Consider the following 15341-nt stretch of genomic DNA (forward strand, 5'->3'; position numbering starts at 1 on the left):
GCGTTCCAAGGAGGAACATAATTTCATTCAGAGCACTCAATCCTTGACCACCTGGGCCTTTCGCCGACAGTTGCCCGGCGATGCGGGAGGGGGCGGTGCCCCTCCCGAAAGCGTGAGCACTTGGCTGCCACTGTCCGGATGCCGCTCTTCTGAGCGCTTCCGTGACAGCCGGCCGCCAAGTGCTCACGCTTTTCAGCGACCTGCCCCGAGGGGCGGGGCACCTCGACGGCGGGGGCGCAGGGGCAGGTGGACTGCCGTACGACCTCACGCCCGCGCTGGGCGGGGCGGCCCCGTACGAATACCGCCACCTTCGTGAACTGACGGGCCACCTCGGTCAGTTCGCTCACCGCTCGCAGGGCGGGGCCACCAGGTCCGCCGACTCGTGCACCCCGGCACCTCCCACGGTGCCGCTCTCACCACCAGGTGAAACATTTTCCCGGGTCCGGCGCATCAATGAGGTGAGAGCCGTGGGGTGAGCCGAGGGAGAGGCGCGGATGGTGCAGGACGGTGGCGGGGGCGACTACGGGGAGTTCGCGGCGGCGCGGGCCGGGCATCTGTACCGGTCCGCGTGTCTGCTCACGGCCGGGGACACGCACCTCGCCGAGGACCTCGTCCAGGAGACCCTCGGGCGGGTGTACGCGCGCTGGGGGCGGGTCTCCCGAGTGGGCAACCCCGCCGGCTACGCGCAGACGGTCCTCACCCGCGCGTTCCTCGCCCACCGGCGGCGGCGCAGCAGTACCGAGCGCTCGACCGCCGCGTTGCCCGACCTGCCGGGCACCGACGCCGACCCGTCCCTGCGGCTCACCCTGCTGGACGCCCTCGCCCGGCTGCCCGCGAAGGACCGCGCGGTGATCGTCCTGCGGTACTGGGAGGACCGCTCGGTCCAGGAGACCGCCAAGGCGATGAACGTCAGCTCGGCGGCGGTGCGGACGCGCAGTGTGCGCGCCCTGGCCCGGCTGCGGGAACTGCTCGGCGAGGAGCTCGGTGAGTACGCCCGGTCCTGACCGGCTGCAGGCAGTCCCCTCCTCACTTCTTCTTGTTCACCTCAGCTCACCTCACGGAAGCGGTGGTTCGTCATGTCCGTAGACCAGCACAGCGATCCCTTCGAGGAGCGGCTCTCCTCCGCTCTGCACGACACCGGCAACGCCTTCGAGGCCGACCGGGGCGCCCTCACCGACGGGGGGCGGGTCCGGGGAAGGCGGATGCGGGTGCGGCGGCGGGCCGCCGTCCTCGGGGGTGCGGCCGGGATCGCGCTCGTGGGAGTGGGCGGGGTGCTCCTCCTGCCGGGCGGGGGCAGCGGCGGGGAGGACGGGCGGACGTCGGCAGCCTCGGCAGCCTCGGGAGCGGAGGTCACCGCCGACGCCCAGGACACTCCGGCACCCGTCTCCGGTGAGGAACTCATCCGCACACTGAAGGGGCTCCTCCCCGACGGGGAGTTCAGCGGGGAGCAGGGGCGCGGGGCCGACTCGGTCGGCGGGCCGTTCGCCCAAGTCGTGTACGACGACGGCAAGGGGCCCGCCGTCGTCGGCGTCTCCCTCTCCCTCGTCGGGCCGGGAAGCCCCCAGGCCCATGAGGCCACCCGATGCCCGGACAAGATCCTCATCCCGCACGACAGTTGCGACACCAGCACTCTGACGGACGGGTCGAAGTTCATGGTGCTCAAGGGGTACGAGTATCCGGACCGGCGGGTGGACACCAGGAGGTGGATCGCCGTGCTCGTCACGCCCCAGGGGCAGCAGATCAGCGTGAGCGAGTGGAACTCGGCCGCCGAGAAGGACGCGCCCATCAGTCGGCCCGCGCCCCCGCTGTCCGCCTCGCAGCTCGAGGAGATCGCCACGGCTCCGCAGTGGCGGGCCGCCATCGGCGCCGTTCCGGAGGGGGCCGAGACTCCGTCCGCGGAATCGAGCGCACCGCCGCCGCACGCCGACGACCCGGCGCTCCGGGAGATGTTCGCCGAACTCGTCCCCGACCGTGTCGAGGTGGTGTCGAAGGGCGGCCAGGGGTCGGGGTACGCCTATCTCGTCCTCGACGACGGCAAGGGGAAGAGCTTCGTCCAGGTCAACGTCCAGCCCGACATGTCCGATGTCGCCCACCAGCTCTACGGCTCCGCCGAGACGCTGGACGACGGCACGATGGTCGCCACCCGGCAGGGGCCGGGTGATGAGCGCTCCGCCGGGGTCGTCATGTGGACCGTCGACACCATGCGGGCCGACGGCAGGCGCGTGGTGGTCAGCGCCTTCAACACCGGTGCTCAGCACGAGGACGCCACACGCGACACCCCCGCGTTGAGCATGAAGGAACTCCGGGCGATCGCCCTCAGCCCGCGGTGGGACGACCTGAACTGACCTGCCCCGACCGCTAGAAGAACTCCGCCCAGGGCTGGTCCCAGATCTGTTTGACGCACAGGAGCAGGAAGAGGAGGCCCGCGATGGCGAGCATGGTGTTGCTGAGGGGACCGTTGCGCCATTCGCGGGGGGTGCGGGCGGAGTTGAGGAGCCAGACCAGGGTGAGGGCGAGGAAGGGCATGAAGGCGGCGCCGAGGACGCCGTAGATGATGATCAGGCGGAACGGCTGGCCTTCGAAGAGGAGGATCATGGGCGGGAAGGTCAGCCACAGCAGGTAGGCGCGGAACGGCCAGGACCTCTCCGGGCGACCTGAGGCGATGGCCTCGCCCGTCGACGGCTTCGCCTTCTTCCGGCCGCGCGTCACGAAGTCGGCGAACATCAGGCTCACCCCGTGCCACACGCCGATCAGTGAGGTGAACGAGGTGGCGAAGAAGCCGATCAGGAAGAACCTGGCCGTCGTGGCGCCGTACTTGTCCTCCAGGATGTCGCTCAGCTGGATCAGGCCCTTGTCGCCGCCGGCGATCGCGACACCGGCGGAGTTCAGGAGTTCGGCGCCGACGACGAGCATCGCGACCACGAAGATGCCGGTGGTGAGGTACGCGACGCGGTTGTCCAGCCGCATCACCCTCATCCAGCCGGAGTCGGTCCAGCCCTTGGCGTTGATCCAGTAACCGTACGCGGCCAGCGTGATCGTGCCGCCGACGCCGCCGATCAGGCCGAGGGTGTAGAGGACCGAGTCGTCCGCGTCGGGCAGGACCGGGAGCAGTCCGGCGAAGGCGTCGCCCAGGTTCGGGACCACCCTGGCCGCCAGGTAGACCGTCACCACGAACATGACGCCCACCAGGACCGTCATGACCTTCTCGAAGACCGCGTACCGGTTGAACCAGACGAAGGCCAGGCCCACCAGGGCGCAGGCGATGCCCCACCACTCGAGGTCCATCACGCCCGGGAAGAGGGCCTGCAGGGGCAGGGCGCTCGACGACATCGCCGCCGCGCCGTAGACGAAGCCCCAGATGACGACGTAGACGCCGAAGAAGTACGTCGTCCAACGGCCCAGGCTCACCCAGCCGTCGAACAGGGTGCGGCCGGTGGCCAGATGCCAGCGGCCCGCGGCCTCGGCGAGGGAGATCTTCACCAGGCAGCCGATCACCGCCGCCCACAGGAGGGTGTAGCCGAAGCTGCTGCCGGCGATGAGGGTGGCGACCAGGTCGCCGGCGCCCACCCCGGTCGCGGCGACGACGATGCCGGGGCCGATGTGACGCCAACTGGACTTGCGGGGCTGGGGGCCCGGGCCGTGGAGTGGCGCCCCGGTGCCCTGGATGTTTCCCGTGCTTCCCGTGGTGTCCGCCATGAAGGCAAGAAAGCCGATGAAGGCCGGTCGGACAAGGGGGCGTGCGGGGATCTTCACCGGATGCACCTGGTCGGGTGGCCGAACGCCCGAGTGGCTGAACGGCTGAGCGGTCGACCGACATGACGGTATTGACCTGATCATGTCACGCGCGCAGGATTGCGACACCGCACACCGCACAGCGCGTTAGGCACGTCGCCATGGACAACCCCACCTCCCACAAGGAGTCTTCATGCGACTTCGCACACGCGGCAGACGCTCCGCCGTGCTCGCCGCACTCCTCGCCCTCGCCCTCGCCGCTCCCGTGTCGATGACGGCCACCCAGGCCGACGCCGACAGCGCGAAGCCGGCGGCGGCCTCGTCCGACGACATCCGCCAGTACGAGATCCACCTGCGCACGACTCCCGTGACCCGTACGGAGATCCAGCGGGCCGGGGTCACCGTGGACGAGGCCGACGAGGAGACGGTGGTCGTCTCCGGCCGTGCGGACCAGATCCGCACCCTGCGCCACAAGGGGTACGAGGTCACGCCGTTGGGCTCCGCTCCCGACCGCTCGACCGCCGCCGACGGTCTGCGGCTGTTCGACTTCCCCTCGGCCGACTCCCGCTACCACAACTACGCCGAGATGAACGCGGAGATCGACCAGCGGCTGTCGGCGTACCCGGACATCATGAGCAAGCGGGTGATCGGCCGCTCCTACCAGGGCCGGGACATCGTCGCCATCAAGATCAGCGACAACGTGACGGCGGACGAGAACGAGCCCGAGGTCCTGTTCACCCACCACCAGCACGCGCGTGAGCACCTGACCGTGGAGATGGCGCTGTACCTGCTGCGCGAACTCGGCGCGGGGTACGGCAGCGACTCGCGGATCACCGACATGGTCGACGGCCGGGAGATCTGGATCATCCCGGATCTCAACCCGGACGGCGGCGAGTACGACATCGCCACCGGCTCCTACCGCTCCTGGCGCAAGAACCGGCAGCCCAACTCCGGTTCGTCGTACGTCGGCACCGACCTGAACCGCAACTGGGACTACCGCTGGGGCTGCTGCGGCGGTTCCTCCGGCTCCAAGTCCTCCGACACCTACCGGGGTTCGGCCCCCGAGTCCGCGCCCGAGGTGAAGGTGGTCGCCGACTTCGTGCGCAGCCGGGTCGTGGGCGGGGTGCAGCAGATCAAGGCCGGCGTCGACTTCCACACCTACAGCGAACTGGTGCTGTGGCCGTTCGGCTACACCTACTCCGACACCACGACCGGAATGACGGCCGACGACCAGGCCGCCTTCCGGACGGTCGGTCAGAAGATGGCCGCAAGCAACGGCTACACACCGCAGCAGTCCAGCGATCTGTACATCACGGACGGGTCGATCGACGACTACCTGTGGGGCACGCACAAGATCTTCGGCTACACCTTCGAGATGTATCCGAGGTCCTCGTCGGGCGGCGGTTTCTACCCGCCCGACGAGGTCATCGAGCGGGAGACGTCCCGCAACCGGGACGCCGTCCTGCACCTCCTGGAGAACGCTGACTGCATGTACCGCTCCATCGGCAAGGAGGCACAGTACTGCCGCTAGCGCGGCCTGACCTCGGTGCCGCGGAGCGGCGCCGCCCGCCGTGGAGTAGGCGTGGCGCCTACTCCACGGGGGCGGTATCGGACTTGGGCTCGGACTGGGACTTGGGCTTGGGCTTGCCCTTGTCGGCATCCGGCTCGGGCTCGTTCACGTCGGCGCTCGGCTCGGGCTCGTCCAGGCCGGCCTCCGACGTGGACTCCCCGGCCTCGGCATCCGGCGCGGACTTGCCCTTCTCGGCCTCCGACCCGGGCTGGTCCGCGTCGTCGGACGCGTCCACGTCGGCGCCCGCGTCAGACGCGTCCGCGTCGGGCGTCTCCGGCTCGGCGGCCTCGTCGTCGAAGTAGGCGTCCAGGACCGCGTCCAGCTCCGTGTCCCACTCGGCGAAGCGGCTTCGGGACCCGGCCTCGATCTCCAGCGGGTACCAGCGCCTCTCCGTGGTGTGGACGGTGACCGTGTACCGCTTGCCGAAGCGCGCGGTCTCCGTCTCCACCGCGCCGATCTCGTCCCAGCGGAACTCGCACTCCTGGTCGTCCAGTCTGAGCCGTACACCGCTGTGGTCGGCGACGATCCTGGCGCGGCGGTCGGACGCCTCGAAGACCGGGCCGTCGGGGGCGGGCTCCTCCTCGGAAGCGTCGGAGGCGTCAGGGGCGTCGGACCGGTCGGACCCGTCGGAGGCGTCCGAAGCACCGGAGGCGTCCGAGGCGTCGGCGGCCTCGGGCTTCTCCGGTGAGGTCTTCTCCTCGGACTCCGCCGCCGTGTCCGCGTCCGCCTGCTCCGACGCCGCCTTCGAGTCCTCCGGCTCCACCTCCTCCTTCACGTCCGCCTTGCGGTCGGACGCGGGGGCGGTGAGCCCGGGGATGAAGGCCGGGTCGAATCCGGCGCCTTCCAGGGGCTGGCTGCTCGAACCTATGCGCTGCTCCACACCGGAGGAGTATGGTCGACGATCCTGTGCGGAACACAGCCAGCCCCTGTTTTCGTTATCAGACGCCTACCTGGGAGCCACCGTTCGTACCAATTGGACGATGATCCGACAGGGTCCGCGGGCCGGATTCAGCGGGCCGAGTTCAACGGGCCGGGTCCAGCGGGGAGTCAGACGGCCAGGCTGAGCGCCGCCGCCACCACGAAGCCGGCCACCGACAGGACGCTCTCCAGCACCGTCCACGTCTTCAGGGTGTCCCGCTCGCTGATGCCGAAGTACTTGGCGACCATCCAGAACCCGCCGTCGTTGACGTGCGAGGCGAAGATGGAGCCCGCCGAGATGGCCATGATGACGAGGGCCACGAACGCCTGGGAGTAGTCCCCCTCGGACAGCAGCGGGGCCACGATGCCCGCCGTCGTGACGATCGCCACCGTCGCCGAACCCTGCGCGACCCGGAGCACCACGGAGATCAGGTACGACAGGACGATCACCGGCAGCCCGACGTCGTTGAACGTGTCGGACAGCGCCTGGGCCACCCCGCTCCCCTTGAGGACCGCGCCGAAGACCCCGCCGGCACCGACGACCAGCAGGATGTTGCCGACCGGCTTCAGCGAGGACGTCGAGACGGTCTCCAGGGACTTGCGGGACCAGCCGCGCCGGATGCCGAGCAGGTAGTACGCCATGAACAGGGCGATGGTCAGCGCGACGAAGGGGTGGCCGAAGAACTCGACGACCGAGCGCAGCGTCGACTCCTCCAGGGCGATCGAGGAGAAGGTCGCGGCGAGGATCAGCAGGAGCGGCGTACCGATGATGCCGAGGACTGTGCCGAGCGGCACCGGCGTCTCGCGCGGCTCGACGCCCGAGGCACGCTGCTCGTCGATGACGGCCTGCCTGGACTCCTCGGCGGCCTCGACCATGTCCTGCGGTACGGCGACGAAGATCCGCCTGCCGATCCAGGCGGAGTAGACCCAGGCGGCGATGACGGCGGGGATGCCGGTGACGACGCCCATGAGGATGACCCAGCCGAGGTCGACGCCGAGCAGTCCGGCGGCGGCCACCGGGCCGGGGTGCGGGGGCAGGAAGGCGTGGGTGACGGAGAGGCCCGCGAGCAGCGGCAGGCAGTAGAGCAGGATCGACTTGCCGGAGCGCTTGGCGGCGGCGTACACGATCGGCGCGAGGACGAAGATGCCGACGTCGAAGAAGACCGGGACACCGAAGATCAGGCCGGTGAGGCCCATGGCGAGCGGGGCCCGCTTCTCGCCGAACACGCCGAGCAGCCGTGAGGCCAGTACCTCGGCGCCGCCGCTGACCTCGAGGATCGCGCCGAGCATGGTGCCCAGGCCGATGATGATCGCGACATGGCCGAGGATGCCGCCCATCCCGGACTCGATGGTGGACACCGCGTCCGAACGCTGGACCGTGCCGAAGAGTTCGGTGACCGACAGACCGGCCATCAGGCCGACGGCTATGGAGACGCCGAGCAGCGCGACGAAGGGCTGCACCCGCGCCTTGATGATCAGGAAGAGGAGCAGCGCGATGCCGATGGCGGCGACGGTCAGCAGACCGGCGGTGCCGTCGATCAGCAGGAGCAGCCCTCCGGTGTGCGGGGGTGCCTCGGCCGCGGCGCCGGCGGCGAGCGAAAGGGACGGTGGGGACATTCGGGGGTCCTCTGCTTGAGCACACGGAGCTTTCGGGCATGGGGGACCGCGGCACGGCGTCCCGGGGGTGGCGGACGCCGTGCCGTGGCAAAGAGGTGAGGAGATGTGGGGGGAGGCCGAGCGGAAGGGGGGCGCGCGTCAGCCCAGTACGGCCAGTGCGTCGATCTCGATGAGGAGCCCCGCGGGCAGGCCGACGTAGACGGTCGTGCGCGCGGCGGGCGGCTGGGTGAGGCCCTGCTCCTCGAAGTAGGTGTTGTAGATCTGGTTCATCTCGGCGAAGTGGTCCACGTCGGTGAGGTAGACGCGGATCATCATCGCGTCGTCCCAGGTCGCGCCGCCCTCTTCGAGGATCGCCTGGACGTTGGCGAGGGTCTGGAGGGTCTGCTCGCGCAGGGTGGGACCGGCGGGCGTGGGTGCCTTGCCCTCCTCGGCGGGGAGGAACCCGACCTGTCCGGCGACCTGGAGGATGTTGCCCTTGCGCACCCCGTGGGAGAACTTCGCGGGCGGGGCGGTGTGGGTCTTCGGGGTGAGCGCGATCTTGTCGGTCATGCGGTTTCCCTGTCGGATCGTTGCACGGGTGTCCTGCCGGAGTACTCGCCGCTGATCGCGTCCGCGGTGCGGCGGACCAGCGGGAGCAGGGTGAGGAGTTCGTCGGCGGTGACGACGACGTTCGGCGCGGAGACCGACATCGCGGCGATCACCCGGCCGTCGGCGCCGCGGATCGGCGCGGCGACGCAGTTGATGGACTCCTCGTGGCCGCCGAGGTCGGTGGCCCAGCCCTGTTCGCGCACCTTCTCCAACTCCCGCAGGAAAGCGGTCGGGTTGGGTGTCGAACGGGACGTGTACATGGGGTAGTCGAGCTGCTCCGCGAGGGCGCGGCGCTCGGGCTCGGGCAGGTCGGCGAGGAGCAGCTTGGCCACGGCGGCGACGGTGATCGCGACGGGCTTGCCGATCCGCGAGTACATGCGCACCGGGTAGCGGCTCTCCACCTTGTCGATGTAGAGGACCTCGTTCTCCTCGTACACGGCGAGGTGCACGGTGTGGCCGCACCGCTCGTTGAGGCGGGCGAGGTGGGGGTGGGCGATCTCCCGGACGTCGAGGTTCTCCATCGCCTCCTGGGCGAGGGCGAAGAGGCGGGCGCCGAGCCGGTAGCGCTGGTCGGACTGGCGGTAGACGAGTCCGTGCTCGTGCAGGGTGCGCAGCAGCCGCAGCGCCGTGGACTTGTGCACGCCCAGGCGGTCGGCGACCTGCCCGAGGTCGGCGGGGCCCTCGGCGAGCAGCGGCAGGATGCTCAGCGCACGGTCGACGGTCTGGCTCATGGGGTGCGTGCCTCCTTCTCGGGCCCTCTGTGTTCTTCGGGTTCTTCGGCTCGTGTCCAGCCGGGGCCGAGTCGCAGTCTCCCCCACGCGGTGTCGTCGAGGGCGGCGAGGCGGTCGGCGTGGGCGCGGGCGGGGGGAGGGGCGAGGTCGCCGGGGACGGTGAGGGCGGCTGCGGCGGTGAGGTGGCCGTGGCGGAGGCGGTCCCGTACGGGGAGGTCCCGGAGGGTCGCGGAGAGGAAGCCCGCGGCGAAGGCGTCGCCGGCGCCGACGGCGGCGACGACGGCGACGTCCAGGGCGCGCACGAAGGTCGCGGTGCCGTCCGCGTCGTCGCACGGGAGGCCGTCGGTGTCCTTGCCGAAGGCGACCGCTCCGCCCTTGCCCTGCTTGACGACCACGATCTCCGGTTCGGGCAGCGCGTCCCGTACCGCGCGGGCACCGTGCAGCCCCCACGCCTGGCGGGCCTCGTCGTCGCCGACGAAGACGATGTCCGCCCCGCGCGCCAGTTCCAGCAGGACCTCCGGGCCGTGACCGTCGCGCCACAGGGCCGGGCGGTGGTTGACGTCGAAGGAGATCAGGGGACGGTCGGGGTGGGGAGCGGTCAGCACCCGCATCAGGTCCAGGCAGTCGGCGGAGAGCGCCGGTGTGATGCCGGACAGGTGCAGGACGCGGGCGGCGCGCACCGCGTCCAGGTCCACGCCGGACGGCGACATCGCGGACGCCGCCGAGCCCGCCCGGTAGTACGCGACCTCGTGGGCGTCCGTCGACCGGTCGCCCGCCGTGCGGAAGTAGATGCCGGTCGGGCGGGCCGGGTCGCGGCGGACGTGCGACACGTCGACCCCGTATCCACCGATCGTCTCGACGAGGTGGTCGCCGAACCCGTCGTCGCCGACCCTGCTGATCCACCGTGCGGAGTGCCCCGCCGCCGCGAGCACGCACGCCACGTTGGACTCCGCGCCGCCGATCCCCCGGTCGAAGGAGGGGACGTCGGCGAGGGGGCCCGGCCGGGAGGGCAGGAACGTCACCATGGACTCGCCCAGCGCGACGACGTCGACGACCTCCACGACGTCGGGGGCGGTGCGGGGTCCGGTGGCGGTCACGATGGCGGGGCTCCTCGGCGTGGCGGGGTCGGGCGCGGTGGGCCGGGCGGTGGGGCCGGCGGCGGGGTCGGTTGCGGTGGCCGTGGAGACGCGTTTCCGTTGACCCCGCGTGGCCGAGATGTTAGACAGCCGTAAGCGACATACGCAATGGGTGTTGCAGATAGTGCAACACACCAGATCAGGGAGGTTCTGATGGTCCTCGACCCCGGCTCCGACAGCTACCGGCACCTCACCGAGGAACACGTCGACCACCGTTTCAAGGGCCTCCCGCCGGACGCCGCCGGGCTGACCGTCGGCGAGCTGGCCGCCCAGCGCCGCAACCTGTTCACCGGCGGTTTCACCACCCCGGTGCTCGCGCTGTCCGCCGAGCGCCTGGAGCACAACCTGAGGCTGATGGAGACGTACGCGGCCCGGCACGGCCTCGCCTTCGCCCCGCACGGCAAGACCTCCATGGCCCCGCAGCTCTTCCGGCGCCAGATCGAGCACGGCGCCTGGGGCATCACGCTCGCGGTGCCGCACCAGGCGCGGGTGGCGCGGGCGTTCGGCGTCCGGCGGATCTTCCTGGCCAACGAGGTGGTGGACGCGGCGGCCCTGCGCTGGGTCTCCGGCGAGCTGGACGCCGACCCGGACTTCCGCTTCGTCTGCTACGTCGACTCCGTGCGCGGTGTGGAGCTGATGGACGCCGCCCTGGCCGGGTCCGACCGCCCGGTGGACGTGGTGATCGAGCTGGCCGCCGGTGAGGGCGCCCGGACCGGGGTGCGCACGGAGGCGGAGTGCGCCGCCGTCGCCGACGCGGTGGCGGGCGCCCGCAGACTGCGGCTGGCCGGGGTCGCCGGGTACGAGGGCGAGGTGCCGGACGCCGACCCGGAGCGGGTGCGGGCGTGGCTGCGGCGGCTGGTGGCCCTGGCGGTGGACTTCGACAAGGCGGGCCGGTTCGCGGGCCTGGACGGGATCGTGGTGAGCGCGGGCGGCAGCGCCTGGTTCGACGCGGTGGCCGACGTCTTCGCCGAGATCCCCGAACTCTCCGCCCCCGTACTGAAGTTGCTGCGCTCGGGCGCGTATGTCTCGCACGACGACGGGCACTACAGCGCGGTGACGCCGTTCAACCGGGTGCCGGAGGAGGGCGCGCTGGAGCCGGCGTTCCGGCTGTGGACGCAGATCGTGTCCCGCCCGTCCGCCGACCAGGCCTTCGCCAACGCCGGCAAGCGGGACGCGGCCTACGACCTCGACCTGCCGTTCGCCCAGGTGGTCCGCCGGGACGGCGCCGAGCGCCCGGCGACCGGTGTCTCGGTGGTCTCCCTCTCCGACCAGCACGCCTGGCTGCGCACCACCCCGGAGGCCGACCTGGAGGTCGGCGACTGGCTGGGGCTCGGACTGTCGCACCCGTGCACGTCGTTCGACAAGTGGGTACTCATTCCCGTGACGGAGCCGGACGGCACGGTGGTCGACTACATCCGTACGTTCTTCTAGGAGGGCCGGGGCATGGAAGAACTCGTCATCCGGGACGCCGACGTCGTGGACGGCTCCGGCGACCTCTCCTACCGCGCGGACGTGGTCGTCGACGGCGGCCGGATCGTCTCGATCGTGAAGGAGGCGGCGGCAGCGGGCTGTCAGCGCCCGAAGGCCCGCCGCGAACTGGACGCCGAGGGCCTGGTCCTGGCCCCCGGCTTCATCGACATGCACGCGCACAGCGATCTGGCGCTGCTGCGCGACCCCGACCACAGCGCCAAGGCGGCGCAGGGCGTCACCCTCGAGGTACTGGGCCAGGACGGCCTGTCGTACGCGCCGGTCGACGACCGCACGCTCGGCGAGGTGCGTTCGGCCATCGCCGGCTGGAACGGCGGCGGGGACGACATCGACTTCGACTGGCGTTCGGTGGGCGAGTACCTGGACCGGCTCGACGCGGGCATCGCGGTCAACGCCGCGTACCTGATCCCGCAGGGCACGGTCCGCGCGCTCGCCGTCGGCTGGGAGGACCGGGAGGCGACGCCCCGGGAGCTGGACCGGATGCGGCAGTTGGTCGCGGAGGGCCTGGAGCAGGGCGCGGTCGGCATGTCCTCGGGGCTGACGTACACGCCCGGCATGTACGCCGAGGAGGCCGAACTCACCGAGCTGTGCCGGGTGGTGGCGCGGTACGGCGGCTACTACTGCCCGCACCACCGCTCCTACGGCGCGGGCGCCCTCGAGGCGTACGCGGAGATGGTGGCGCTCACCCGGGAGGCGGGCTGCGCGCTGCACCTGGCGCACGCGACGATGAACTTCGGCGTGAACAAGGGCAGGGCGCCCGAGCTGCTGGCCCTGCTGGACGAGGCGCTGGCCGCCGGCGCCGACATCAGCCTCGACACGTACCCGTACACGCCGGGCTGCACCACCCTCGTCGCGATGCTGCCGGGCTGGGCGAGCGAGGGCGGCCCCAAGGAGACGCTCAGGCGGCTCGCGGACGACGGGACGGCCGAGCGGATCCGGCACCACCTGGAGGTGACCGGCTCGGACGGCTGCCACGGGGTGCCCATCGAGTGGGACACCATCGAGATCTCCGGGGTGGGGGATCCCGCGCTCGGCGAGTACGTGGGCCGCACGGTGCGGGAGTCGGCCGCGCTGCGCGGTCAGAGCCCGTGGGCCCTCGCGCGTGAGCTGCTGCTCAAGGACAGGCTGGCCCCGTCGATCCTGCAGCACGTCGGCCACGAGGAGAACGTGCGGGCGATCATGCGGCACCGGGTGCACACCGGCGGCTCGGACGGCATCCTCCAGGGCGCCAAGCCGCACCCGCGCGCGTACGGCACGTTCCCGCAGTATCTCGGGCGGTACGTGCGGGAGTTGGGCGTGCTGTCGCTGGAGGAGTGCGTCGCGCACCTGACCTCCCGGCCGGCCGCCCGGCTGCGGCTCGCGGACCGCGGACTGGTCCGCGAGGGGTACCGGGCCGACCTGGTGCTGTTCGACCCGCGGACGGTGGCCGCGGGCTCCACCTTCGAGCAGCCCCGGGCGCTCCCCGTGGGCATCCCGTACGTGCTGGTCGACGGGCGGTTCGTGATGGAGGACGGGCGGCGCACCGACGTCCTGGCGGGGCGGTCGGTCCGCAGGTCCCCCCGCTGACCGCCCGCCCGCGCCGGGTGTGTCACGGCTTGGGCAGGGTGCAGCCGCTCGCGTACAGGTCGAGCTTGCTGTCCAGGCCGAAGCAGGCGGTGAACGGGTGGGTCTGCTGGGCGTAGTTGATGCCCCGGCGGACCGTGACGGCACCGTTCTCGTCGACCTCGCACGGGTTGTTCATCGTGCAGCGCCCGCCGTCCGTGTTGCCGGTGTTGTTGACGGCGACCACCTTGCCGGTGGCGTCGTCGACGACCGGCGAGCCGGAGGTGCCGCCGATGGTGTTGCAGGCGGGGGTGTAACGGACCGAGTCCTTGAAGGTCCAGCCCGCCTCCTTCAGCCGGTGGGCGAACCCGTCGACGGCGCAGGCGTAGATCCGCTTCCAGTATCCGGAGGGCACGCTGACGGCCGTACCGGCTGCCGGGCGGGTGTCGGCGAGCGTGAGCGCCTCGATGCCGTACGCGCTCTTGATCTGCGCGTAGGTGGTGCCGAGGCGGTAGACCGCCGCGTCGGTGTCGGTCATCGTCGCGTAGACCAGCCGGTCGGCGCGCAGGGTGGTGACCTTGGCGCCGGAGGCGTTCAGCAGTCCGAAGCTGCGGCCGGACGCCCGGTCGACGAGCACCTCGCCGGCCCCGGGGAAGCCGCTCTCCAGGCAGTGGCCGTTGGTGAGGACGAGCGCGGGGTCGTCGGCCGCCGAGTCGGGCATGCGGACGACGGAGCCGGAGCAGTTGCTGAGCGAGACGGTGCCCGCGAGGTTCACCGCTCCGGCCCGCGGTGCGGTGAGTCCGGCCACGGCCTCCGACGCGGCGTCCGTCACGGTGGAGACGACGCCGCCGACCACGCCGCCGACAGGGTCCGGCACCGCGGTCGAACCCGCGCCCGCGCCGGTGCCCGCTGCCGTGTCCGCGCCCGTGGGGGTGGGCGCGGCCGCGACCGCGGGCGTCGCGCCGGCCGCGGCCAGGGCCAGGGCGCAGAGCGCGACGACGAGAGGTTTTCTCATGTGGGGGTCCCCTCTTGCGACGGAGGTGGCCCGGATTCCTCCGGCCACCCGCAGAATTGTCATGTGCATTTTCAGCACGTCCGCGCCGAGGGGGCAAGGCCTTGTTTCCGACCAGTAGGTTCGCGGGGCCACCCAGCCTGCCCCCGCGCCTACTTGGGTCCCTTCGGACCTCCCCGACCCCATCCGGGATGGTCACGGGAATTGTCCGAGCCAGGGTCTCCCGGACCGGCGGAGGGGGAGGCGGTCGGCGTGGGGAGGGTCGGTGTGGAGGTGGTGGAGGCACCGGCCGACGGCCCGGACGGCACGTCGTCCGCCCGCCCCTCCCCGCCGGAGACACCGGCACCGGGGGCACGGGAGCCCTCACCGGCGGAGCCCTCACCGGCGGATTCCCCACCGGGCGACGGGCCGTCGGAGGGGGCCGCACTCGTGGCGGGCGGGTCGGCGGGCACGGAGTCCTCCGCCGCCGGACGGGTGCCGTCCTCCGCGCCCGGAGAACCCCCCGGAGAGCCGCCCGGCGAGGACCCCGGCGAGGACCCCGAGAGGGAGAACCCGGCGATCAGCGCCGCCACCGCCACCGCTCCCAACGCACCGGAGGCCACCACGACCCGACGCGAACCCCGGGAGCCGGAGCCCGAACCGGAGCCGGGGAGGCGGCGGGCGTGCCGGCCCGCACCCCGGCGGGCTCCCTCGGCACCGGACCCGTCGGCGGCCGCACGCTCCTCGCCGTCCCCCGGTCCCGACCCCGGGGCGGGACCGGGCCCCGGCACCACACCGGGCCGGGGTGGATCGCCGATCACCGGCGGCAGTTCGCGAGTCTCGTCGTACGCGTTCTGCCAGCCGTGGGCGGTCGCCGGATCGGCGTACGCGTCGTACGCCGGGGGCGGGGTGGCCGGAGGAAGGTACACGTTCGGCGGAACCTGGGGTTCCTGAACGTCGTGCCCCCCTTGGGCCTCGTGAGGAAACTGGGACATGGCGGCGGATTGTAGGGAAGCGGGCGATCGCGG

13 protein-coding genes are annotated in these 15341 nt (G+C 71.7%); 5 read left to right on the forward strand and 8 right to left on the reverse strand.

The features are described 5' to 3' along the window. The first annotated feature begins 494 nt into the window (after positions 1-494). Positions 495-1004: a SigE family RNA polymerase sigma factor gene (locus tag ACTWJ9_RS11650; protein ID WP_279334191.1), complete on the forward strand. Its 510-nt coding sequence runs from the start codon at positions 495-497 to the stop codon at positions 1002-1004. A gap of 72 nt (positions 1005-1076) precedes the next feature. Beyond that, positions 1077-2345: a hypothetical protein gene (locus ACTWJ9_RS11655; RefSeq protein ID WP_443295667.1), complete on the forward strand. Its 1269-nt coding sequence runs from the start codon at positions 1077-1079 to the stop codon at positions 2343-2345. Between the two features lie 13 nt (positions 2346-2358). Here ACTWJ9_RS11655 and ACTWJ9_RS11660 read toward each other — a convergent pair whose 3' ends face one another. After that, complete coding sequence (locus ACTWJ9_RS11660) at positions 2359-3696, reverse strand: Nramp family divalent metal transporter (RefSeq protein WP_279337939.1); 1338 nt, start codon at positions 3694-3696, stop codon at positions 2359-2361. Positions 3697-3925: 229 nt separating this feature from the next. On the opposite strand from ACTWJ9_RS11660, the gene ACTWJ9_RS11665 reads away from it, so the two are divergent. Beyond that, complete coding sequence (locus ACTWJ9_RS11665; protein ID WP_387039745.1) at positions 3926-5263, forward strand: M14 family metallopeptidase; 1338 nt, start codon at positions 3926-3928, stop codon at positions 5261-5263. A gap of 58 nt (positions 5264-5321) precedes the next feature. Here the strand turns inward: ACTWJ9_RS11665 and ACTWJ9_RS11670 are convergent, their stop codons facing one another. From ACTWJ9_RS11670 to ACTWJ9_RS11690, 5 genes are all read right to left on the reverse strand, one after another. Next, positions 5322-6182 (reverse strand): hypothetical protein, encoded by an 861-nt coding sequence (locus ACTWJ9_RS11670; protein ID WP_341483684.1) that lies wholly within the window; start codon positions 6180-6182, stop codon positions 5322-5324. Positions 6183-6349: 167 nt separating this feature from the next. Next, positions 6350-7837, reverse strand: a complete 1488-nt coding sequence (locus ACTWJ9_RS11675) for a GntP family permease (RefSeq protein ID WP_279334194.1) — start codon at positions 7835-7837, stop codon at positions 6350-6352. Between the two features lie 138 nt (positions 7838-7975). Continuing rightward, a complete protein-coding gene (locus ACTWJ9_RS11680; RefSeq protein WP_279334195.1) occupies positions 7976-8386 on the reverse strand; it encodes a RidA family protein in 411 nt (136 codons plus the stop codon). Further along, positions 8383-9156 carry an IclR family transcriptional regulator gene (locus ACTWJ9_RS11685; protein ID WP_202276570.1) on the reverse strand — a complete coding sequence of 258 codons (774 nt, stop codon included), beginning with the start codon at positions 9154-9156 and terminating at the stop codon, positions 8383-8385. Before ACTWJ9_RS11685 ends, ACTWJ9_RS11680 begins: the two co-directional genes overlap by 4 nt. After that, the gene (locus tag ACTWJ9_RS11690) at positions 9153-10253 is read right to left on the reverse strand and encodes a sugar kinase (RefSeq protein WP_279334197.1); all 1101 of its coding nucleotides are present in this window, start codon (positions 10251-10253) and stop codon (positions 9153-9155) included. Before ACTWJ9_RS11690 ends, ACTWJ9_RS11685 begins: the two co-directional genes overlap by 4 nt. Positions 10254-10445: 192 nt before the next feature. Here ACTWJ9_RS11690 and ACTWJ9_RS11695 point away from each other — a divergent pair, with 192 nt between their 5' ends. Further along, positions 10446-11723 (forward strand): amino acid deaminase, encoded by a 1278-nt coding sequence (locus ACTWJ9_RS11695; protein WP_279334198.1) that lies wholly within the window; start codon positions 10446-10448, stop codon positions 11721-11723. A gap of 12 nt (positions 11724-11735) precedes the next feature. Continuing rightward, the gene (locus ACTWJ9_RS11700) at positions 11736-13346 is read left to right on the forward strand and encodes an N-acyl-D-amino-acid deacylase family protein (RefSeq protein WP_279334199.1); all 1611 of its coding nucleotides are present in this window, start codon (positions 11736-11738) and stop codon (positions 13344-13346) included. A gap of 22 nt (positions 13347-13368) precedes the next feature. Here ACTWJ9_RS11700 and ACTWJ9_RS11705 read toward each other — a convergent pair whose 3' ends face one another. Next, positions 13369-14337: a S1 family peptidase gene (locus ACTWJ9_RS11705; protein WP_279334200.1), complete on the reverse strand. Its 969-nt coding sequence runs from the start codon at positions 14335-14337 to the stop codon at positions 13369-13371. Positions 14338-14486: 149 nt separating this feature from the next. After that, positions 14487-15308 (reverse strand): hypothetical protein, encoded by an 822-nt coding sequence (locus tag ACTWJ9_RS11710; RefSeq protein ID WP_443295669.1) that lies wholly within the window; start codon positions 15306-15308, stop codon positions 14487-14489. Positions 15309-15341: the final 33 nt, after the last annotated feature.

Source organism: Streptomyces sp. GDS52, from assembly GCF_052246875.1.
Classification (GTDB): domain Bacteria; phylum Actinomycetota; class Actinomycetes; order Streptomycetales; family Streptomycetaceae; genus Streptomyces; species Streptomyces cathayae.